This window comes from Rhodococcus sp. DN22 (assembly GCF_036669995.1).
Taxonomy (GTDB): Bacteria; Actinomycetota; Actinomycetes; order Mycobacteriales; family Mycobacteriaceae; genus Rhodococcus_F; species Rhodococcus_F erythropolis.
Window position 1 is genome coordinate 5,348,335 of sequence record NZ_CP133326.1, and the last position, 20,394, is coordinate 5,368,728.

A 20,394-nucleotide genomic window follows, 5' to 3' on the forward strand; every position below is an offset into this window, starting at 1 on the left:
AATCCACGCACTCCCAGTCACCGATCCACCTCGAGACTCCAATCCCTGGGTCGCCATGACTGCGATCGCACTCGGCGTTCTCATCGTTTCGCTCGACGGCACGATAACGGCAGTGGCCAATCCGGTTCTTGTCGTCGATCTAGGCGCGAGTCTCTCTGGTTTGCAATGGATTACCAACATCTATCTGCTCGCGATGGCGGCAACGCTCGTTCTCGCGGGAAGGTTGGGCGATCGCTTCGGACGACGATCTGTATTCCTTTCAGGGATCGTCGGTTTCGGGCTGGCATCAGCGGGAATTGCCCTGGCGCACAGTGTAGAAATGGTGATCTTCTCGAGACTCGGCCAGGGAATTTTCGGCGCACTGATCGTCACCAACGCTCTGGCGTTGCTTCGGTCCCTCTTCTCCGAGGCAACACTTCCGAAGGCGCTTGCGGTCTTCGCATCGCTGATCGGCGCTTCATCCGCCGCCGGCCCCCTGATCGGCGGATTGCTGATCGAGCACACCAGCTGGCGATGGGCCTTCTTGATCAACGTCCCCGTTGCGGCGATTTCCCTCGCTACAGGATTGTTTCTGCTCCCCAAGGGCCGGGTCGTACGGACTGTAAAGTTCGACGTCCTGGGTTCGATCTTGCTGACGAGTTCACTCCTCGCCATAACCTATGGACTTATAAAAGCCCCCGAAAGTGGTTGGACTGATTGGCATGTCATCGGGTGGCTGGTCGGTGGAACCGTCACTGGTTTGGCCTTCGTAGAAGCGGAGCGACGCGCATCGGATCCTTTGGTGCCGCTTCGGCTATTCGCTGACCGGTCAATCACACTCGGAGTCATCCTGACAATCATCTCCTTCTTTGCGCTTGTCGGCTCACTGTTCTTCATTCTCTTGTTCTTGCAACAGATCAACGGTGACTCCCCCATGGCCGCTGGACTCCACATCCTCCCGATGAGTATCGCGAATGTAATCGCTTCGAGCAGTTGCGGTTGGATCATCAAACGGTACGGCGCACGTCCGCCCTTGTTTATGGGAATGTTGCTCAGCGCAGTGGGATTCCTACTGTTCACCACCATCGAACCACACGGAAGCTACCTTTCTCTGGCCATTCCGTTTGTGGTACTGGGCCTGGGAATCGGGTTTGTGATGACTGCGTCAGTCCAAGCGATCCTAGGGAATGCGAACGTCGCAGACGCCGGACCTGCCGCGGGCGTCCATCAGACCTCACTTCAAGTTGGCGGTATCCTCGGAACTTCAGTGCTCGGAGCCGTGATGGCGGCGGCATCCGCAGCAAAGTTCCACGAAACACTACTGGGCAACGTCATTCCCGACTTCATAGTCGATCGAGTCTCGGAAGATGCGGTTCGCGCCGTCGCCCAGGGCACCACACCAGTCGTGACAGAAATTGACCCGGCTCTTTCCCTCACACTGCGATCAGCGACAGAGACTGCATTCATGTATGGGCTGCAGACGACGATGTGGGTGGGCGCCATCGTCTCCCTGATTGGCGCGTTCGTCTCGATCGGAATCAGAAGAGGGCGAGTCACGAAAACAGCCACTCACATCCACTGAACGGATCACTCCTGCTCTCCGGTCCGCCCGCCGTACGTCGCAATCTTGTACTCCGTCGCAGCCAAAGACAACGTGAGCTCCTTGATCTGCCGACGAACGGTGTCCCGGTGTTCGAGCAGCATGTCGAGCCTCTCCGGAACTGTCCCTTCACCGGCGTCGACCAGTTCGACGTAGTGCTGCAGGTCGCGAATCGCCATACCCGAGATGCGCATGCGGGTCAGAAACACCAGCCTGCGAACAGATTCCGGACCGTACACACGATGTCCGCTCGAGTCACGATCGACCTCGACCAGACCGATCTTCTCGTAGTAGCGCAGCGTATGTGCCGAGACATCCAGCAGGTCCGAGACTTCGGCGATCGACATCGGCTCCTGAACGTCCCCTGCATCGACGAGTCGGTGAATCACCTCGATCGACATGGGCCCGTCCACTTCCCCAAGTGCCTCGAGTGCCTTACGCATCAAGTCTTCGGTAGCCATCTTCTCAGCCTAGAACGGACGGACGGGTCCGGCAGCATCCGCGAAATCGGCGCTGCGAGCCAGGTCGGCCCAGACGCATACCTCGGCGAGATTCTTCCGATACGACGCGGAGACACGCTCCACGGCTTCCTTTCCGAGTGGCAAACGAAGTGGCACATTCTCGCTGTGCACAAGCGAGGTGATGATCTGTGCTGCTTTCTCCGGATCACCCTCCTGAACACCGTCTGCGGCCGCCATGTCCCGCAGAACGGGATCCAGCAAATCACGGTATTCCGATGATGATTCGGCGAAGCTCAGAACGCCAGGCGTGTTGAATGCTGTACGGAATCGGCTGGGCTCGACGATCATCACCCGAACGCCGAACTGCGCGACCTCACCGGCGAGAGCCTCCGACCAACCCTCGAGAGCGAACTTCGACGCCGAGTACGCCCCGACACCGGGAAACGACATACGGCCGCCTTGACTGCTCATCTGCACGATCGTCCCGCTGCCCTGCACTCGCATCGACGGGAGGACGGCGCGCACCATCGCGGCGGGTCCGATCAGGTGCAGTTCCATGAGATCCCGCAAGGTCGAATCGTCCACCATCTCCGCCGCGCCGACCATCCCACGACCGGCATTGTTGACCAGCACGTCGATGCGACCGAAACGCTCGAGCGCATATTCGACGACGCCCGGAGCCGCTGCGGTGTCTCTGACGTCGAACGTCACCGCCGAGAACTGATCCGGATTCGCCGACGCAATATCTGCAACGGACTCGGGACGACGAACTGCAGCGACTACCGCGTCCCCCGATCGAAGTGCAGACAGTGCGAGTTCACGGCCGAAACCCTGAGAAACTCCGGTGATGATCCAGGTCTTTGTTGTCATGGTCGGCAACGCTAGGGGTTAGAGCGCGCTCCAACGCAAGCGTTGCTTCTACTGACGCACTACACGCCGGCCCAGAGAGGTCGTTCCCCGCGAAGGAAACCGTCGACGCCGGCTTTGAAGTCGTCACTGCTGTAGATCATGCTCATCAGATCATCGTTGTCGGCAATCACTCGGGTTCTGATGCGTCGCAGGGACTCCCGAATAGTCCAGACGGTCATCGGGGCGGCGGCAAGTAGATCGCGAGATACCTGGGCAGTCAGGCTCGCGAACTCGGTCTCTGTTGCACAGTCGCTGAGGAAGCCGTTCCGCAGAGCCTCGTCGCTCGACATGACCCCCGCCCGAGCCACCAACGACATCAGACGCGAACTGCCGATCCTGTCCGCCAGCAACGCCACGGAATGGACCGACAACGAGTTTCCGAGCGTGCGCGCGATCGGGAGGCAGAAGCGGGACCCGTGCGTCGCGATCCGCACATCGCACGCTGCCGCTAACAACAGCCCGGCTCCCGCGCACACACCGTCGATGACCGCCAGCGTGGGAACCCGCACTCTCTCGAGTTCGGTCAGCACGCCGACGAACCGGCTTTCGTAGTCGAGCCCGTCGTGAAAACTCGAGAAGGTCTGAAAATGGCGTATGTCGGAACCCGCCGAGAACGCCTCTCCCCCAGCACCTCGGAGAGTGAGTAACCGAATCTCGCGGTCGGAGTCGGCGCGCCGGCAGGCTCCGGCAATGGCGTCGTACATCTGCGGGGTCAATGCGTTGCGCTTTTCCGGCCGGTTGAACACGACGTCGAGGGTCTCGCCACGACGGATGATCAAGATTTCTTCGTGCGTTTCAGTCATGACACTCACGTTATTTCCGGTAGAGAAAAGTCGAAACACATTGCACTTGAATATCTTTGCGAATTCTCGATGCAAAGTTGCAGATAGTGCGAACGGAGAAGCGTCGACGAGGCCAGGAGACGGTGATGCCAGAACCGAACCTCGCCGACGCAGTATCAAAGGGGCGTCATGCCACGACAGCAAAAAGTGTCATGCCACGACTGTGCGCTGTGGCACGCCCGAATACTGGCTCAGCGGCCGGATCAGTGCATTCGACTGCCCTTGCTCGATGATGTGCGCCGTCCATCCGGTGATGCGGCTCATCACGAAGATCGGCGTGAACATCTCGACGTCGAAGCCCATGAGGAAATATGCAGGGCCCGTGGGGAAATCGAGATTCGGCTTGATTCCGGTGGCACTGACCATGGTCTTCTCGAGGATCTCGTACATCTGCACCCACTTCTCGCCGTCGGTCGCTGCCGCGACGTCGAGGAGGGCCTGCTTCATGGTCGGAACACGCGAATCACCGTTCTTGTAGACGCGGTGCCCGAAGCCCATGACCTTCTCCTTGGCAGCCAACTTCTCCGACATCCAGGCTTCGGCGCGGTCGGGGTCGTCGATCTCGAGCATGTCGTGCATGACAGCTTCGTTTGCACCGCCGTGCAACGGGCCCTTGAGCGTGCCGATAGCAGCGGTCACTGCGCTGTAGATGTCCGAAAGTGTGGACGTCACAACACGAGCGGCGAACGTCGAGGCGTTGAAGGAGTGCTCCGCGTATAGGATCAGCGAGACCTCGAAGGCCTTCACGATCGCCGGCTCCGGAACAGCACCGAAGCACATGTTCAAGAAGTTTTCGGCGAAACCCAGGTCCGACTGCGGCGCGATGGGATCCTGACCGCGCCGGCGGCGGAAATCGGCTGCGACGATGGTCGGCAGCACAGCTGTCATCCGCAGCGCCTTGGCCAGATTGGCCTTCTCCGAGTTGTCGTCCTCCGCCGGATCCTCGGCGCCGAGGTAGCTGATCGCCGTGCGGACAACATCCATGGGGTGGCAGTTGTCCGGCATCTTGGTCAGAAGCGAGAGCAGTGAGCGGTCGGCACGGCGGGCCGCACGCTCACGCAGGCAGAGTAATTCGAGCTGCTCGGGAGTCGGCAGTTCGCCGTACCAGAGCAGGTGCGCAACTTCTTCGAAGCTGCAGTTCGCGGCAAGGTCCTGCACTGCGTAACCGCGATACGTCAACGAATTCGTCTCGGGCACTACCTTGGAGATAGCCGTCGTATCGACGACAACTCCGGCCAAGCCCTTGTAGATCGTCGGAATCTGTTCGGTCATGTCCTACTCCCCTCCAAGCTGAAATTGAAAATGCCACTGTCGAATTCGTTGTAGCGCTCGTACTCGAGAATCTCGTACAACCTGCTGCGATGCTGCATTTCGCCGAGCAGTCCTTCTTGCGTGCCCTCCGCAAAAATCTCGCGCAGACCCTTTTCGATAGCGAACATCGCCAGCCGAAGGGTGGTCACGGGGTAGATGACGGCGTTGAAACCGATCTCTTCCAATGTCTTCGCCGAAATGAGGTTCGACTTCCCGAACTCGGTCATGTTGGCGAGGAGCGGAGTGTCGACTGCTGCGCGGAACTTCTCGAAGTCGGCCTCGGTGGCAAGAGCTTCGGTGAAGATCAGATCGGCACCGGCATCCACATAGGCCTTTGCTCGCTCGATCGCCGCGTCGATACCGTCGATTCCGGCAGCATCGGTGCGCGCGCAGATGACGAAGTTCGGGTCACGACGCGCCGACACTGCAGCACGAACACGGCGAACCATGTCTTCGGTGGGCACAATTGCTTTGCCGTCGAGGTGCCCGCAGCGTTTGGGGTTGATCTGATCCTCGAGGTGCAGACCGGCTATTCCGTCGTCCTCGAAGATCGTGACCGTGCGGGCCGCGCTCATAGGTTCACCGAAACCGGTGTCGGCGTCGATGAGCGTCGGGAGGTCCGTGACGCGCGCGATCTGCTTGCTGTGGCCGGCGACCTCGGTCAAGGTGGTCAGTCCGATGTCGGGAAGCGCCAATCCGGCGGAGTACGCACCACCTGAAACGTAGACACCCTCGAACCCGATTTCCTGAATCAGTCTGGCTGTCAGCGGATTGATCGCACCCGGGAGTCGTTGAATCTTTCCGGACGTCAGCCCCGCCCGGAAGGCAATCCGCTTGTCGGCTGCAGACGTCGCTGCTGCGATGAGGCCCGACATCAGAAAAGTCCCTTGGCGACCTTGGGAGCCCGAGCGAGAACGTCTTCGGAAACGGTGAAGGTCAGCTGATCGAGTTCGCCTGCCTTCAATTCGGCGGCGCGCTGAGCCGCATCGAGGAAGCGGTCCTGTTCGCTCGGCTCGATGACGCCCTCGGCGAGGGTGCGGAATTTCGCGACGTACTGATCGCGAGCGAACGGACGTGCGCCGAGCGGGTGCGCATCGGCCACCGCAAGCTCGTCGACGATGACTTCGCCGCTCTTCAAGGTGATCTCGGCGCGAGCACCGAAAGCCTTCTCGTCCGGATCCGTCGAGTGGTAACGGCGTGTCCATTCGGGATCTTCGCGCGTGGAGATCTTGTTCCACAGCTCGATCGTGTCCGCGCGCTGTGCACGCTCGGACGCGTAGGAATGTTCGTGGTGCCACGTACCGTCCTGTAGCGCAACGGCAAAGATGTACATCACCGAGTGGTCGAGGGTTTCACGCGAGGCGGTCGGGTCGAACTTCTGCGGATCGCCGGAACCGGTGCCGATGACGACGTGGGTGTGGTGACTGGTATGCAGGACGATCGACGCGATCTGGTCGAGATCACCGACGCGAGAACGCATCCGGCGAGCGAGGTCGATCGGCGCCTGGCTCTGGTACTCCGCGGAGTGTTCCTTCGTGTACGAGTCGAGGATGGCGCGCTTCGCCTCACCCGAACCGGGCAGCGGAACGTGGTACTCCTTGTCCGGGCCACCGAGTAACCAGGCGATGACGCCGTCTTCGCCTTCCCAGATCGGTGACGGTGCGCCCTCACCGCGCATCGCGCGGTCGACCGCCTCTACGGCAACCTTGCCTGCCAGCGCAGGCGCGTACGCCTTCCAACTGGAGATCTCGCCCTTGCGGGACTGACGTGTCGCCGTCGTGAGGTGCAGCGCCTGGCCGATTGCCTGGTAGACCGTCTCGGTCCCCAGGCCCAGCAAAGTTCCGATACCTGCCGCAGCCGAGGGGCCGAGGTGTGCGACGTGGTCGATCTTGTGCTCGTGCAGGCAGATAGCCCGAACCAGGTCGATCTGGATCTCGTAGCCGGTCGCCAGACCACGAATCAGGTCTCGACCGTCACGGCTGGTGTGCTGAGCGACGGCGAGGATCGGCGGGATGTTGTCTCCGGGGTGCGAGTACTCGGCGGCGAGGAACGTGTCGTGGAAATCGAGTTCACGAACCGCGACACCGTTGGCCCAGGCGGCCCATTCAGGCGAGAACGTACCGGGGATACCGAACACGGTGGAGCCCGGCGTATACGGATGCGAGTGTGCTTGCGCCCGCGCATTCACCACGGGACGGCGTACCAGGGAAGCTGCGGCAACTGCCGCGTTGTCGATGATCCGGTTGACGATCATGTCGGATGTGGCGTCGGTGACGTCGACGGAATCCGTCGCAACTTCCGCGATCTTCCACGCGAGGTGGTCTTCCTTGGGGAACTCTTCGGCAGAGCGGTGAGTGCGTACGAGATGCGTCTTCATCGGTCCTCTTCTCACGTTCTTCGGTATCTATTTGCACGCTACGCAGCTCATTCACCTCGGGATAGGCCCTCGCAATTGCCTATTTGTGCAATGACAATGCTGCAATGTTGCGAATGTTGCGAATAGCTTCTCGGTAGGGTGAACGCGATCGGCACCGAGGAGATTCGATGAAGAAGATGTACGCGGGAGCGCGGCTGCGACGGCTGCGGGAGGAACGAAACCTGTCACAGTCCGCACTGGCGAAGGCACTCGAACTCTCCCCCAGCTATGTCAATCAACTGGAGAACGATCAACGACCGCTGACGGTGCCCGTCCTTCTCAAGCTCAACGCCGAGTTCGATCTCGACGTGCAATTCTTCGCCTCCGATTCCGACGCACGCCTGGTTGCGGACGTTCATCACGCCTTGGCCGAAACTTCGGAATCTGGAGACGTATCTCTGGCCGAGGTGGACGAATTGGTGGCCCGCATGCCGGCGGTCGGACGCACCCTCGTGATGTTGCACCGCCGCCTTCACGCCGCGACAGAGCAGTTGGACCAGTTCTCGACGCAGTTGTCCGGCGAACCAGCATCCGATGTGTCACTCGTACCGATGCCCTACGAGGAAGTTCGGGACTTCTTCTACGACCGAAAGAATCACATCGCCGTTCTGGACGACGCTGCCGAACAGATGTTCCTGGACAACGGATTGTCCGTGGGCGCAGTGGATTTGCAACTGGCACGACTACTTCGCGATCAGCACGGCGTCACCGTGACGATCCGTACCGACGAACCCGACAAGCTCGGCCCCAAGCGTTACTACGATCCGAACAAGTCGGTCCTCACACTCGCCCGTCGTCTGTCGGCAGGACAACGCGCGTTCCAGATCGCAATGCAGTTGGCCTTCTTCACGCAGGCCGACGTGATCGATTCCCTTGTCGCCGAGGATGAATCATTGAGCGCCGAGTCCGCAGCGCTGGCTCGCGTCGGACTCGCACACTACTTTGCCGGCGCACTGCTACTCCCGTACACCCAATTCCTGCAATCCGCTGAGGCCTTGCGGTACGACATCGACCTGCTCAGCCTCAAGTTCGAGGTCGGCTTCGAGACCGTCTGCCACCGGTTGTCCACTCTCCAGCGTCATGGCCAACGCGGCATCCCCTTCTTCTTCGTCCGAACCGATCGCGCCGGAAACATCTCGAAGCGTCAGTCTGCTACCGCCTTTCACTTCTCCAGAGTCGGAGGCAGCTGCCCGCTGTGGGTCATCCACGAGGCATTCGCGAGCCCAGGTCGCATCCTCACTCAGGTCGCGAAGATGCCCGACGGCCGGACATACCTCTGGGTGGCGCGCACTACCCACAGCGGCGGACTCGGGTACCTCGCACCCGAGCGCAACTTCGCCGTCGGACTCGGTTGCGACATCGGCTACGCCGATCGCATGGTCTACTCACACGGAATTCAGACGGACGACCCCGCGACCATCGTGCCGATCGGCGCGGGGTGCAAAGTCTGTGACAGGCCAGCGTGCTCTCAACGCGCCTTCCCCCAACTCGGCCGCTCGATCTCCGTCAGTGAGAACAGCAGCAGCCACCTTCCGTATCCGCAACAATAGGGCGCAAACAGTAGGGCACACCGACTCCACCTGCAGTTTCCCGGAGCTACGACGCTCTTCTGCTTCCATGGACGTCATGCAACCCGATGCCGTGACCCCTCGTCGACTGGTTCTTCGCCGCCTTTCGGCCGTGGCCGGTGTGGCCGGCATCGTGACTGGTTTGGTTGCCTTGATCGCAACTCAGTTGGACGTCGATCACAACATCGTGATCGTTCTCGCGTCAGTGGCGCCCTTGTTGATGATTGCTCCGCTGATCGGTGCCGTCGTCTCGGGTATCGGGCGTCAGTGGATCGTGTGCGCCGCCTCGATCCTCGTCCTTGGGTTGTTCGGATGGTCTGTGAGCCCGCTGTACATCGGCGGAACTGGGGAGTCGACGTCTGCGAACGGTCCATCGATTCGAATCATGCAGGCCAACTTGATGGTCGGTGCAGCGGATCCGGAGTCGCTTGTGGCGATGGTCCGCGAACGCGAGGTCGACGTGGTGACGGTCCAGGAGTTGACGTACCAGGAAGCCGACGCGCTCGAAGCCGCCGGGCTTGACGAGGTTCTGAGCCACCAATTCCTCGTCCCGTACACCGACGGTGGTGGCGGGGCAGGAATCTACAGTCGCTTTCCACTCTCCAATCCGCGTAGCCTCGACGGATTCTCACCCGAAACGCTGTCCGCAGAACTGAATGTCGGCTTGGCGCAGCCAGTCACATTGTTCGCCGTGCATCCGGCACCGGCGTACATCTCACCGGCTTCGGTGTGGGCGGACGAGCAGCGAAGGCTCGGGTCTTACATGGACAAAGTCGCCGGGCGGGACAACGTGATAGTGAGCGGCGACTTCAACGCGTCGTACTCGAACAAACAGTTCCGGAATCTTCTCACGAACGGATACACCAGCGCCGCCGACCAATTGGGTTCCGGCCTGATCCCGACCTATCCGACCGACAAGCGGTATCCGGCGGTGGTCGGTATCGACCACATCATCACGAAAGGCGCCGTGGCGACATCCTTGGAACGGATCGAGATCGAGGGATCCGATCACTACGGCCTGATTGCCGACATCACGTTGTCTTGAGTAAATACTGGATTGAGCAAGCACCGGGGCATGGTTGTGCCCCGGCGTATTCGTCAGTTGTCGCGGTTCACGCCGCTGTCGGTGGGCTGTTCCCGCCGATCGGCCGCTGGAACGGATCGATCGACATCGGTGGATAGAACACCGATTTCCGATCGGGGCCGATCTCGACCCGCCATTCGGTGTGGTGCAGCGTCCGATGATGGTGACCGCACAACAAGACCAGATTTTCGAGATCCGTTGGGCCACCATCGTTCCAGTGAACGATATGATGGGCATCGCACCACCCCGATGGTGCCCCGCATCCCGGAAACGCACACCGACCATCACGAACCGCCAACGCCCGCCGCTGCGGCACCGTTGCTGTTCTCGCTTCCTTACCGCAGGCGAGCGGAACACCACTCTCGTCCAACAAGATCCGGGTGACCGTGCAGTCGCACGCCAACATCCGGGCCGTGTCGATACTGATCGGACCCACCCAATCCGCCCACGCGAAACCCAGTTCTTCAGTCGACGGCAAGAGGTCTTTCAGCGCCTTGCGGTCTGTCATGTCTTTCGCGGACGCAGTCACAGTGATGTGCGGTTTCACCCCGCCCTCGATCGGACCCAACCCCGCCCGCTCGTACCGCCGCAGTAGTTCGCAAAACCCGTCCGCCCGCCGTAGCGCCGGCGTGCGGGTGTCCTTGACCCCGTCCTTCTCCGGCGTCGGCGCAGACAGACTCGACAACAACGTGATCAGACGCGCCCCGTTCACAGCATCCAGATCACCCTTCACGGTCACCCGCCCGTACAGGCCCTTCGACGCGTAGAACTCGTTACGCTCCGAATCCTCACCCACCGGAACCCCGTCTTCGCGCTTGCCGTACTGCTTCTCGATTCGGCGGATCGCTGCTCGCACCGCATCACAATCGGCGATGTTCTGCGACGCCAGGCCAAGCAGGATCCCGCGAGCCTTGTCCACATCCGCCGGCGTCATGTTCTTCGGCGGATGCTGACAAAACGACGCAACCTGCCGCGCCTTCAACGCATCCACGTCACCACGGTGAAACGCATCGCCCACAACGGGTTCGAGCATCAACAACCGCGCCAACCCGACCAGCAGACTGCACTCACCGATCTCCAGATTCGTCGACCCGTGCAACCACTGCGCGATCGCCCGAAAACCCTTCCCGCCGAGAACCTCACGGGAAAACATTTCCACGATCAGCAACACCATCCGCGATTGCAGCTCGTGCCGGACGCGCACCAGAGCCAGAACCTCACTCTTGAGGCCCTCACCGTCCAGCTGCCACGCTCCCCGACTGTCCATACTCAAAGCTTAATCGAACATACTTTCGATAACCAGAGACAAACCGGACAACTTCAAACAGGTGGGTGGCTCGAGACCTATTGAAGTACAGGCTCGTTCACGACTGATACAGCGCTAGGTCGGAGTGACTATCGCAAAGTTCGGATCCGGCTCGTCGAGGTATCCGGCAAGTTCTGCGAGCTTCGCCGGGTCGCCGGAAACCGAGATGGTTCCATTCGCAATCTCGGCACCCAAGTCCGCACCACCGAGCAGCACACCGAGCAAGCCGAGACGACTCAAACTGAACATCGCATCCACAGACCCAGCATCTGCAGACCCACCTTCCACGTCGAAATGGATCAGAACTCCGTTGCTGAGTTCCGTTCGGTGAACGATGTTTTCGTCAGTGATGTTCCAATCGACGACGATGTGCGAGCCCGCTGCGCGCACTCCATCCACGCGCAGCGATACTGCATCGAAGACTTGACTTACCGACAGCGCTGCGGTGATGTCGGGCGCCGCGGCAACCGTGGGCGTCCCCACTGAGCCGTTGCGCAGTTCGTATGCACCGGTGAGGTAGAAGTTCCGCCAGGTGCCGTTCTCGGCGCCGTACCCGAGTTGCTCGAAGGTATCGGCCTGCAGATTCTTGGCCTCGACGTTGTCCGGTTCAGCGAAGACCACGTAGTTCACCACCTGCGCAACCCAGCGAAAGTCGCCGCGCTCGTACGATTCCCGAGCTTTCCGTAACACTTCTGCTGATCCGCCCATGAACTCCACGTGACGCTTGGCCGATTCGACGGGTGGATGCTCCCACAGATGCGCAGGGTTACCGTCGAACCAACCCATGTATCGCTGGTAGATGGCTTTGACGTTGTGACTGACGGAACCGTAGTACCCGTGCGTGTGCCACGCTTGCGCCAATGCAGGTGGCAGCTCGATCGATTCGGCGATCTCGAGACCGGTCCACCCCTGATTGATTCGACGAAGTGTCTGATCGTGAAGGTACCCGTAGAGGTCGCGCTGCAATGACAGGAACTCGGTGAGCCGTTCGGTCCCCCACGTCGGCCAGTGGTGGGACGCAAACAGAACGTCGGATCGTGAGGCGTAACGATTGATCGATTCCGTCAGGTACGCAGACCAGACGTGAGGATCTCGTACCAGGGCACCGCGAAGCGTGAGCAGGTTGTGGAGAGTATGAGTTGCGTTCTCCGCCATACACAGTGCGCGCAAATCCGGGAAGTAGAAGTTCATCTCGGACGGGGCCTCGGTTCCGGGCGTCATCTGGAATTCGATCCGAACGCCGTCGATCGTCTCCGTGTGACCTGTCTTCGAGATCGACACCGTCGGCGAAATGAGCGTCGGTGTGCCGGTTGAGGTGGTCTGCCCCAACCCGGCTCCGACGCTACCTCGGGGACCTCGGGGTAAGGCCGCTCCGTACATGTAGGCCGCACGTCGAGCCATTGCCGTTCCCGCATAGACGTTTTCCTCGACCGCGTGCTCCACGAGCCCGGTGGGTGCGACGATCACGCATCGCCCGGCGGCGACGTCGTCGTCGGTGGTCACACCTTTGACCCCGCCGAAGTGGTCGATGTGCGAATGCGTGTAGATCACCGCGACTACTGGTCGATCACCACGGTGTTCCCGGTACAACGCGAGCCCGGCAGCAGCGGTTTCCCGGGAGATCAGTGGATCGATGACGATGATTCCGGTATCTCCCTCGATCAACGTCATGTTCGACAGATCAAGTCCGCGAATCTGATAGATCGAATCCGTCACCGCAAAGAGTCCCTGCTTGGCGACCAACTTCGACTGACGCCACAAGCTCGGATTGACCGTTGGCGGGCAGTCCTCGTCAAGGAAGGCGTAGGAATCGTTGTTCCACAGGACTTTCCCGTCCGAATCGGCAACCAGCCCCGGATCGAGCGCGGCGACGAAACCCCGCTTCGCCTCGGTGAAGTCGGCGTCGTCGGAGAACGGTAGAGTCTCGGCGACTCGGGCGTTCGCGGCTTCGATTGCGGCCGATGCCGCACGTGGGTCGATCATAAGTCAGCCTTTCACGCCGAATTGCGGCAATGCGCATTGCCGCAATTGAAGAGAACAGCAGGGCTAGCTCAGCAACTGCGCCTTTGCCGCCGCGAACTCGGCATCGGTCAACACGCCGGACTGATGAAGCTGTCCCAACTCCTGCAGCTTGGAGACCAGATCGTCTGCGCCTGAAGGGGGAACGGACTGCACGGGGGCGACCTGCTGCTGCGGCGGCGGCTGTTGCTGCTGGTACTCCTGCTGATATTCCTGCTGCTGCTCGCTGGCCTTTCGTTGACTCCGTCGATCCATGGCGTTGGACGTCGCCTTTGCGGTTCCAGCCACTACCGCCGTGCGCGCCACCGTGCCGAGCAACCCCGGCCGCCCTCTGCGTCCACCTCGAAAAACCATGCCGAACTCCTTGGGTAATTGTCGCTACTGAAATGCTGCTTCGACCGCTGCGACGACTACCTCGCGCGGTATCTGAACGTGAAGGACTACGTCGCCGCCGCCACCGCGAACCGTCGACGCGAGCTCACGCGCCCACGTCTGCTCGTAGACGATGACTGCGGCGGACGTTCCTGGTTCGAGTGACTCACGGACCACGTCCAGGTCCTCGTCACTGATCAATGCCTTGGCTTCGATGGACAGAATCGCCAGTCCGATGTCGGTGAGATCTTCGTCGACATCGATTTGCGACACCTGTCCGTCCGCGTCCTTGGCGATGTACACGAGGTCGAGCAGAGTGACAAAACCTCGTTCCACCACGTTCTGCAGCGCGGCGACAGCTTCAGGATCCACAGTTGAACCTGGGAATGCCAGCACCACGAGCTCGACCGGTCCGATGTTCATTGCGTCGTTCATCCATCAAGCCTGGTGGCTCGGACGCTTGGGAACCTCACCCGCAGGGGATGAATTACCCGATGCGATCGAGTTATTTGTTACGACGAATGACTTCGCGAATCGGCCGTACGTGTACGCCTTCTGCTGCGAGGGCTCGCCGGGCTTTGCCTCGGGTGACGAGCACACCGACGATACCGAGAATCCAAACCGGATATTGCACCATCCAGGCGACACGGAATCCGTCGAACGTGTACCCGCCCATGTGTCCGAGGATGACGCCCATCACTTGAATCACGATGAGGGAAGCGAGGAATCCCCCGATGTTGACCATGCCTTGCGCGGTGCCCATCGCCGAACTCGGGTTGGACGTACGCGCGTAGTCGAAGCCGATCACCGAACCCGGCCCACCCACCGAGATGACGACCACCAGGATCGTCAACAACCAGAGCGGAGACGGTTCGCTTCGTGAAAGCACGATCGTCCACATGAGCGCGCTGGCCACCATGATGGTGAGAACCAACCACGATCGACGCATGGGATAGCGACCGGTGAGAATACCGAGGATCGGGCCGGCCACGATTGCCGAGATGACCGACAGCGTCAGCAGCGAGCCGACCGTCCTGGAGTCGAGGCCTTGAGCCGATTTCAGGTACGGCACACCCCACAGCAGCGCGAACGTCGTGATCGAGAACTGAGTCCCCATGTGGCTGAAGAACCCGAGTCGGGTGCCGGGCCGCATCCACACCGTCTTGATCTGTCGCCCGATCTCCTTGGCGCCGGCCGGCACGGCGACCACGTCGGCACCGGGAGGCGCGTCGCGGATGACACTCAACGCCAGTGCAAACGCCAACAGTCCGACAGCGGCAGCGCTGCCGTAGGCAAAAGTCCAGCCCGGTCCGGACAACAGCAACATGAACGGAAGCGCAGACATCACCTGGCCCAGCTGACCGAGGATGCCCGTGAACTGCGAGACCAACGGCACCTGCCGGGGCGGGAACCACTGCGGTACCAACCGCAACACCGAGATGAAGGTGAGTGCATCCCCGGCACCGACGGCAATACGTGCACCGATCGCGACGGGCAGCGATTCGGTGAAGGCGAGAGCCAACTGCGCGGACATCATGATGAACGCACCGACTGCGATCATGATCCGCGAACCGTAGCGGTCGAGGAGGACTCCCGCCGGAATCTGCATGCCGGCGTACACGACGATCTGCAGCACGACGAAGCTCGACAGAACGCTAGGCGAGATCGAGAACCGATCAGCAGCAGACAGACCCGAGACGCCGAACGAAGTGCGGTGAAGCACGGCGATCACGTAGGCAAAAACACCGACACCCCAGACCAACCACACTTTTTTCATCGGGTCTGTATGTTACTCCTGTCTTTCGCAAGGCTCAGGACATGATTATTCGCGGCCCTGAGACACCCAATTCAGATCGGCCGAACGGAAGCCTTCGGTGATCGCGGCGAGGGAGTCGAGGCGAGCGATCTGGTCTTCGCTCAAAACGATGTCCAACGCTCCGGCGTTTTCGGTGACTCGTGCAGCGAACCGAGTGCCGGGAATCGAAACGGAAGGCAACCCGTACTGGCGGCCCTTGGCATCGAGCCATGCCAGGGAAACCTGTGCAGGCGTCGCGCCGAGCTCCTCACCGACGGCGCGGACCACGTCGAGAACCTTCTGATTGGCGGGAAGTGCGGAGTCCGAGAAGCGGGGGAAGCGTCGGCGCAGGTCGTTGTCACCGAGCGTCTCCGCATCGAACGATCCCGCCAGGAAGCCTCGGCCCACAGGTGAGAAGGGCACGAATCCGACTCCGAGTTCCGCGGCGGTGGGTACTACCTTGTTCTCGACGTCCCGACTCCAGATGCTCCATTCCGACTGGATCGCCGCGATCGGATGCACCCCGTACGCACGACGCAGTTCATCGCCGGTCGCCTCGGACAGGCCGATGTTGCGGACCTTGCCCGCCTTCACCTGCTCCGCGATCGCGCCGACGGTGTCTTCGATCGGCACGTTCGGGTCGACCCGGTGCAAGTAGTAGAGGTCGACATGATCGACGCCGAGTCGTCCCAGAGACTCGTCGAGTGCCCGCGGCACGTAAGCCGGGTCTCCGTTGATCCCGCGCTGACCGTTGGCGATGTTGCCGACCAGACCGAACTTGGTCGCCAACTGCACTTCGTCCCGGCGGTCTTTGAGAAGCTCTCCCACCGCACGCTCGCTCGAGCCCTCGCCGTACACGTTGGCGGTGTCGATGAACGTGATCCCGATGTCCACCGCATGGTGCAGCGTGGCGAGCGCCTCGGCCGGATCCACCGGGCCGTAGACCGGGGCGACGGACATCGCGCCGTATCCCTGGGCGCTGACAGTGAGACCTTCGGCCAGAGTGACGGTGGGGACGGTCATGAAAACTCCTCGATTCGACTGAGCGACAACCCCGACAGTCTTCACCGAATCGAAGCCTCACGCACCGATTAACGTCACGCTGATCGGGTTACCCTCGAGTGATGGCATTCGATTGGCTCGAACTCGTACTCACCGCCCACCGCGAATTCGGTTCACGACTCGCTGCGGTCGAGGACTGGAACGCACCCACGCCCGACTCCGACTGGCACGTCGAACACCTCGTCCGCCACGTCATCGAGGAGCAGCAGTGGGTACCGCCGCTCCTGGCCGGACTGACGGTCGGCGAGGCGACACCGGACATCGTTCCCGTCGGGGACGACCTGTGGACCGAATGGCAGAAGTACTCCGATGCCGCAATCAAAGCGTGGAAATCGACGGACCTCAGTGCCCACGTTCACCTCTCGTACGGCACGGTGAAGGTGGAACCCTATCTGCGCCAGCAGACCTCGGACGTCACGATCCACACCTGGGACCTTGCGCGAGCGGTCGGAGCAGACGAGCGGCTCGATCCAGACCTCGTCGAGGCCGTCTGGTCCGACCTCGACGGGCAGCGCGACATGCTCGCCGAGAGCGGACTCTTCTCCGATCCCGTCGACCTCCCGGACGATGCGTCGTTGCAGGACAAGCTGATTGCCCTGACCGGTCGCGATCCTCGTTAGACGTTCAGCGACACACCCGTCGTGCGGGCGACGCCGTCCCAGCCGCCGGCAGGTGCACCGAGGCCGAGCAGAGCCGCAACCGTCGGCGCGACGTCGATCGTGCGAGCCTGCGTGTCGATCTTCCGTCCACCGTCCAGAGCGGGATGTCCGCCGCTGAGGAAGAACGGAATGGGCAGTGTCACGAAGTGGCCGTGGTTGCCGGGAATCGGGTTGGACAGTGGAGTCGGATCACTGAACCGCCAGCCCTGAGCGCAAAACGCAACGACGTCACCGGCATTGGTGCCGAGATCGAATTCGGCGGGGAGGTGGCTGGATTCGACGCCGTCCACACCATCCACGATCTGCTGAATCCGGCTGACGGCTTCCGCCCGTTCGCCATCGGGTCCGATGAAGTAGATCAGGTCTGCGCCACCGTTCTGGGCGATTCGAATCTTGCCTGCCAGCAACGGGTCCGCGTTCAGCGGTCGATCCAAGCCGATGAGCCGCGCGGGCTCCGACCAGTCCATGGAGTGGTCGGCCAACACGATCAGAATGCTCCGATTCCAGCGACCCGTGTCATGAAGGAAGTCGACGAAGCGGCGAACCTGGTTGTCGGTGTTCTGAAGTGCAGCCGTGCGAGCGATCCGGATGGACGGACCGGACAGATCCAGGTGCCCGACCCGATCGACGTCACCGAGGTTGGTGAACGAGAGCCGCGGCGAGTTCCCGCCGACGATACGGATCAAGGCGTCGATCGTGAAGTTGTCCGGCGCATGCTCGGTACCGGGAACGAGCGGCTGCGGATCCCACACCAATGAGGCGCGGTCACCGAACAACCCGTGCAGGTAGCGCTTCGACAGCACACTCGCAGTGGTCAATCCGAGTTCGGTGCGCACCCGATCCAGAACCGTCGATGCCTGCAGGTCGGAAGGCCGATCGAGGTCACGCTTCTTGTCGATGGCCGGATCGTAGACGGAGTTGGCGGGTACACCCGAACGCGCCGGCAGCACTCCCGTCATCATCGCCGTGTGGTTCGGCAGCGTCTCTGCGATCGTGATGGCACTGGCGTCCGGGTAGTGGATACCGCCGGCCGCAAGCCCGGTCAGCGTCGGGGTGAGCTCCGATCGCAGCTCGTCCGGCCGCATGCCGTCTACGACTATGACATGCACGTCCAGGTCTGGGATTCCGGCGCTGGTGGGAACACTCGCGCGAGCGGGCGTTCCGAGCAATGCCGTTCCGGCGACAACACTTCCACCGATCAGAACGCTACGACGCGAAACTTCGATACTCACTGGTCGACTCCTGGTCGGTACGAGGCCTGATCGAGGGCGGCCGAGGTGGGTGAGACTCTACTGCCCGCGCCTGCCGGAAGACGGTAGCTCACGGCGTAGTGCGCATTGCTCTGCGGATTGGTGAGATCGTCGACGTAGTACCAGTCCATCTGAGTACCTTCGCGGGCGATTTCGAATACGCCGTAGCCGTGCGAATCCAGTTCGACGTACCGCACGTGTCGGTTCACGGCCTTGAATGCTTCTTCTGCCGCAACGGTTACCGTGCGCGGTGGCACTTTCAGCATGTCGTCGATATTGGGCGACGTCACCGACGGGACGACGAACTCGGCGCCGACGGTCGGCCCACCCGGATAGTTGGCGGCGTTGGTCGGTAGGTCGCAGGCCCACGACGTGTGGATGTCACCGGTGATGAAGACGGTGTTGTCCACACCGTTCGAGGTGATCGCGTCGAAAAGCCTGGTGCGGTCGGCGGTGTACCCGTCCCACTGATCCGTGTTGTACGGGACACCGGCCTGCGGCACACCCACCAGTTCGGTCAACGCCGCGGTGGTCGCCGGTTCCAGCGGCGGGAACACGCAGGGCGTGATCATGACCGGATTGCCGACGACCTTCCACTGCGTCGGGGAGGTGACGATTCCGTTGGTCAACCAATCCATCTGTGCGCGTCCGGTAATGGTGCGCGACGGATCGTCGACCTGTTTCATGGTCGGTTGCTCGTCGCGGTAAGTACGCAGATCGAGCATCGAGATCTCGGCCAGATTCCCGAAGCGGAACCGACGATACAGCTGAACGCTCGAACCACTACCCGACGGGCGGACGGGCATCCACTCGAAATATGCCTTGGCCGAGTTGGCCTTTCGATCTGCCCAGTCACCTTCGACACCGGGAGTGTGGTTTTCGGCGCCGTCCCGGTACGCGTTGTCGGCCGATTCGTGATCGTCCCACGTGGTGATGAACGGGAGCTTCAGGTGCAGAGCTGCCAGATCCGGGTCTGTCTTGTACTGCGCGTGCCGAATTCGGTAGTCGGCCAGCGAAATGATCTCGTGGGCCGGCTCGTGAAGGCGAACGGATCCGTTTCTCGCGCCGTACTCCCCCTGCCCGTACTCGTAGATGTAGTCACCGAGGTGGATGATCGCGTCGAGGTCTTCGCGGAATGCGAGGTGACGATAGGCACCGAAATACCCCGCCTCCCAGTTGGAGCAGGACACCACGCCGAAGCGGAGACGATCGAGATCTGCCGAGTTCGACGGAGCCGTGCGGGTGCGGCCCACCGGAGAAACAGCCGAACCCGCAGTGAATCGGTACCAGTACGTCGTCGACGAATCGAGTCCGGTGACGTCGACCTTCGCGGTGTGATCGGAATCCGCCGAAGCAGCAACACTTCCGGACGCAACGACGCTCGCGAACCCCTCATCGGTCGCGACCTGCCAGTTGAGAGTCACCGCCGGCCCGACGCCGGAACCGGGCGTCGCGTCTGCCGTCGGGGTGATGCGGGTCCAGATGATCACCGCATCCGGCAACGGGTCACCGGATGCCACGCCGTGCGCGAAGCCCGGGCTGCCACCCGGAACCTCGGCACCGGCGTGGCTCGCCGAAGCGACACCGAGACCTACTGCGCCGGCGAGGGCCGCCGATCCCTGCAGCAGGCCACGTCTGGATATTCGATCGAAGGCATTCGTGTGCACGCTAGGAGTGAACCCGCACCTGAACGGGCGTTCAAGAGAGCTTCGGGATGTTCACCCAGGCTTCGCCTGCGCTTCTCTGGAAGTTTGATCGAGT

18 protein-coding genes are annotated in these 20,394 nt (G+C 61.6%); 4 read left to right on the forward strand and 14 right to left on the reverse strand.

The window, feature by feature from the left end; all coding sequences use genetic code 11:
* The first annotated feature begins 55 nt into the window (after nucleotides 1-55).
* A complete protein-coding gene (locus tag RA302_RS24495; RefSeq protein WP_037127420.1) occupies nucleotides 56-1,561 on the forward strand; it encodes an MFS transporter in 1,506 nt (501 codons plus the stop codon).
* A gap of 5 nt (nucleotides 1,562-1,566) precedes the next feature.
* On the opposite strand, the gene RA302_RS24500 is transcribed toward RA302_RS24495, so the two are convergent.
* From RA302_RS24500 to prpD, 6 genes are all read right to left on the reverse strand, one after another.
* On the reverse strand, nucleotides 1,567-2,040 hold the full coding sequence (locus tag RA302_RS24500; protein ID WP_030538051.1) for a MerR family transcriptional regulator: 474 nt from the start codon (nucleotides 2,038-2,040) through the stop codon (nucleotides 1,567-1,569).
* 9 nt (nucleotides 2,041-2,049) lie between these two features.
* Complete coding sequence (locus tag RA302_RS24505) at nucleotides 2,050-2,910, reverse strand: SDR family NAD(P)-dependent oxidoreductase (RefSeq protein WP_030538050.1); 861 nt, start codon at nucleotides 2,908-2,910, stop codon at nucleotides 2,050-2,052.
* 59 nt (nucleotides 2,911-2,969) lie between these two features.
* On the reverse strand, nucleotides 2,970-3,752 hold the full coding sequence (locus tag RA302_RS24510; protein ID WP_030538049.1) for an enoyl-CoA hydratase: 783 nt from the start codon (nucleotides 3,750-3,752) through the stop codon (nucleotides 2,970-2,972).
* Nucleotides 3,753-3,941: 189 nt separating this feature from the next.
* Nucleotides 3,942-5,063 (reverse strand): bifunctional 2-methylcitrate synthase/citrate synthase, encoded by a 1,122-nt coding sequence (locus RA302_RS24515; protein ID WP_020909098.1) that lies wholly within the window; start codon nucleotides 5,061-5,063, stop codon nucleotides 3,942-3,944.
* Nucleotides 5,060-5,977, reverse strand: coding sequence for a methylisocitrate lyase (gene prpB, locus RA302_RS24520; RefSeq protein ID WP_003940134.1), 918 nt, complete (start codon nucleotides 5,975-5,977; stop codon nucleotides 5,060-5,062). Before prpB ends, RA302_RS24515 begins: the two co-directional genes overlap by 4 nt.
* Entirely contained in the window at nucleotides 5,977-7,479 is a 1,503-nt protein-coding gene (gene prpD, locus RA302_RS24525) for a 2-methylcitrate dehydratase PrpD (protein ID WP_030538048.1), read from the reverse strand. The genes prpB and prpD overlap by 1 nt, the downstream gene beginning before the upstream one ends.
* A 167-nt stretch (nucleotides 7,480-7,646) precedes the next feature.
* Between prpD and RA302_RS24530 the strand changes: the two genes are divergently transcribed.
* Complete coding sequence (locus RA302_RS24530) at nucleotides 7,647-9,068, forward strand: short-chain fatty acyl-CoA regulator family protein (protein ID WP_003939891.1); 1,422 nt, start codon at nucleotides 7,647-7,649, stop codon at nucleotides 9,066-9,068.
* Between the two features lie 67 nt (nucleotides 9,069-9,135).
* Nucleotides 9,136-10,131 carry an endonuclease/exonuclease/phosphatase family protein gene (locus RA302_RS24535; RefSeq protein ID WP_051721013.1) on the forward strand — a complete coding sequence of 332 codons (996 nt, stop codon included), beginning with the start codon at nucleotides 9,136-9,138 and terminating at the stop codon, nucleotides 10,129-10,131.
* Between the two features lie 67 nt (nucleotides 10,132-10,198).
* Here RA302_RS24535 and RA302_RS24540 read toward each other — a convergent pair whose 3' ends face one another.
* From RA302_RS24540 to RA302_RS24565, 6 genes are all read right to left on the reverse strand, one after another.
* Nucleotides 10,199-11,437, reverse strand: coding sequence for an HNH endonuclease signature motif containing protein (locus RA302_RS24540; protein ID WP_243617341.1), 1,239 nt, complete (start codon nucleotides 11,435-11,437; stop codon nucleotides 10,199-10,201).
* A gap of 114 nt (nucleotides 11,438-11,551) precedes the next feature.
* Entirely contained in the window at nucleotides 11,552-13,459 is a 1,908-nt protein-coding gene (locus tag RA302_RS24545; RefSeq protein WP_030537013.1) for an alkyl sulfatase dimerization domain-containing protein, read from the reverse strand.
* A 63-nt stretch (nucleotides 13,460-13,522) separates the two neighbouring features.
* Complete coding sequence (locus RA302_RS24550; RefSeq protein ID WP_003939954.1) at nucleotides 13,523-13,849, reverse strand: SHOCT domain-containing protein; 327 nt, start codon at nucleotides 13,847-13,849, stop codon at nucleotides 13,523-13,525.
* 24 nt (nucleotides 13,850-13,873) lie between these two features.
* The gene (locus RA302_RS24555; protein ID WP_007732604.1) at nucleotides 13,874-14,302 is read right to left on the reverse strand and encodes a DUF6325 family protein; all 429 of its coding nucleotides are present in this window, start codon (nucleotides 14,300-14,302) and stop codon (nucleotides 13,874-13,876) included.
* Nucleotides 14,303-14,372: 70 nt separating this feature from the next.
* Nucleotides 14,373-15,644 carry an MFS transporter gene (locus RA302_RS24560; protein WP_338478303.1) on the reverse strand — a complete coding sequence of 424 codons (1,272 nt, stop codon included), beginning with the start codon at nucleotides 15,642-15,644 and terminating at the stop codon, nucleotides 14,373-14,375.
* 45 nt (nucleotides 15,645-15,689) lie between these two features.
* Nucleotides 15,690-16,685, reverse strand: coding sequence for an aldo/keto reductase (locus RA302_RS24565; protein WP_030537012.1), 996 nt, complete (start codon nucleotides 16,683-16,685; stop codon nucleotides 15,690-15,692).
* 101 nt (nucleotides 16,686-16,786) lie between these two features.
* Here RA302_RS24565 and RA302_RS24570 point away from each other — a divergent pair, with 101 nt between their 5' ends.
* Nucleotides 16,787-17,344, forward strand: coding sequence for a TIGR03086 family metal-binding protein (locus RA302_RS24570; RefSeq protein WP_007732609.1), 558 nt, complete (start codon nucleotides 16,787-16,789; stop codon nucleotides 17,342-17,344).
* Here the strand turns inward: RA302_RS24570 and RA302_RS24575 are convergent.
* The gene (locus RA302_RS24575) at nucleotides 17,341-18,615 is read right to left on the reverse strand and encodes an alkaline phosphatase family protein (RefSeq protein ID WP_007732611.1); all 1,275 of its coding nucleotides are present in this window, start codon (nucleotides 18,613-18,615) and stop codon (nucleotides 17,341-17,343) included. The two genes, RA302_RS24570 and RA302_RS24575, sit on opposite strands and share 4 nt — an antisense overlap.
* A complete protein-coding gene (locus tag RA302_RS24580; RefSeq protein ID WP_003939836.1) occupies nucleotides 18,612-20,300 on the reverse strand; it encodes an alkaline phosphatase D family protein in 1,689 nt (562 codons plus the stop codon). The genes RA302_RS24575 and RA302_RS24580 overlap by 4 nt, the downstream gene beginning before the upstream one ends.
* Nucleotides 20,301-20,394: the final 94 nt, after the last annotated feature.

What these genes read in the sequence shown, in the direction of transcription:
- RA302_RS24495 (WP_037127420.1), top strand. Translation starts at nt 56, where the DNA reads ATGACTGCGATCGCACTCGGCGTTCTCATCGTTTCGCTCGACGGCACG.
- RA302_RS24500 (WP_030538051.1), bottom strand. Translation starts at nt 2,040, where the DNA reads ATGGCTACCGAAGACTTGATGCGTAAGGCACTCGAGGCACTTGGGGAA.
- RA302_RS24505 (WP_030538050.1), bottom strand. Translation starts at nt 2,910, where the DNA reads ATGACAACAAAGACCTGGATCATCACCGGAGTTTCTCAGGGTTTCGGC.
- RA302_RS24510 (WP_030538049.1), bottom strand. Translation starts at nt 3,752, where the DNA reads ATGACTGAAACGCACGAAGAAATCTTGATCATCCGTCGTGGCGAGACC.
- RA302_RS24515 (WP_020909098.1), bottom strand. Translation starts at nt 5,063, where the DNA reads ATGACCGAACAGATTCCGACGATCTACAAGGGCTTGGCCGGAGTTGTC.
- prpB (WP_003940134.1), bottom strand. Translation starts at nt 5,977, where the DNA reads ATGTCGGGCCTCATCGCAGCAGCGACGTCTGCAGCCGACAAGCGGATT.
- prpD (WP_030538048.1), bottom strand. Translation starts at nt 7,479, where the DNA reads ATGAAGACGCATCTCGTACGCACTCACCGCTCTGCCGAAGAGTTCCCC.
- RA302_RS24530 (WP_003939891.1), top strand. Translation starts at nt 7,647, where the DNA reads ATGAAGAAGATGTACGCGGGAGCGCGGCTGCGACGGCTGCGGGAGGAA.
- RA302_RS24535 (WP_051721013.1), top strand. Translation starts at nt 9,136, where the DNA reads ATGGACGTCATGCAACCCGATGCCGTGACCCCTCGTCGACTGGTTCTT.
- RA302_RS24540 (WP_243617341.1), bottom strand. Translation starts at nt 11,437, where the DNA reads ATGGACAGTCGGGGAGCGTGGCAGCTGGACGGTGAGGGCCTCAAGAGT.
- RA302_RS24545 (WP_030537013.1), bottom strand. Translation starts at nt 13,459, where the DNA reads ATGATCGACCCACGTGCGGCATCGGCCGCAATCGAAGCCGCGAACGCC.
- RA302_RS24550 (WP_003939954.1), bottom strand. Translation starts at nt 13,849, where the DNA reads ATGGTTTTTCGAGGTGGACGCAGAGGGCGGCCGGGGTTGCTCGGCACG.
- RA302_RS24555 (WP_007732604.1), bottom strand. Translation starts at nt 14,302, where the DNA reads ATGAACGACGCAATGAACATCGGACCGGTCGAGCTCGTGGTGCTGGCA.
- RA302_RS24560 (WP_338478303.1), bottom strand. Translation starts at nt 15,644, where the DNA reads ATGAAAAAAGTGTGGTTGGTCTGGGGTGTCGGTGTTTTTGCCTACGTG.
- RA302_RS24565 (WP_030537012.1), bottom strand. Translation starts at nt 16,685, where the DNA reads ATGACCGTCCCCACCGTCACTCTGGCCGAAGGTCTCACTGTCAGCGCC.
- RA302_RS24570 (WP_007732609.1), top strand. Translation starts at nt 16,787, where the DNA reads ATGGCATTCGATTGGCTCGAACTCGTACTCACCGCCCACCGCGAATTC.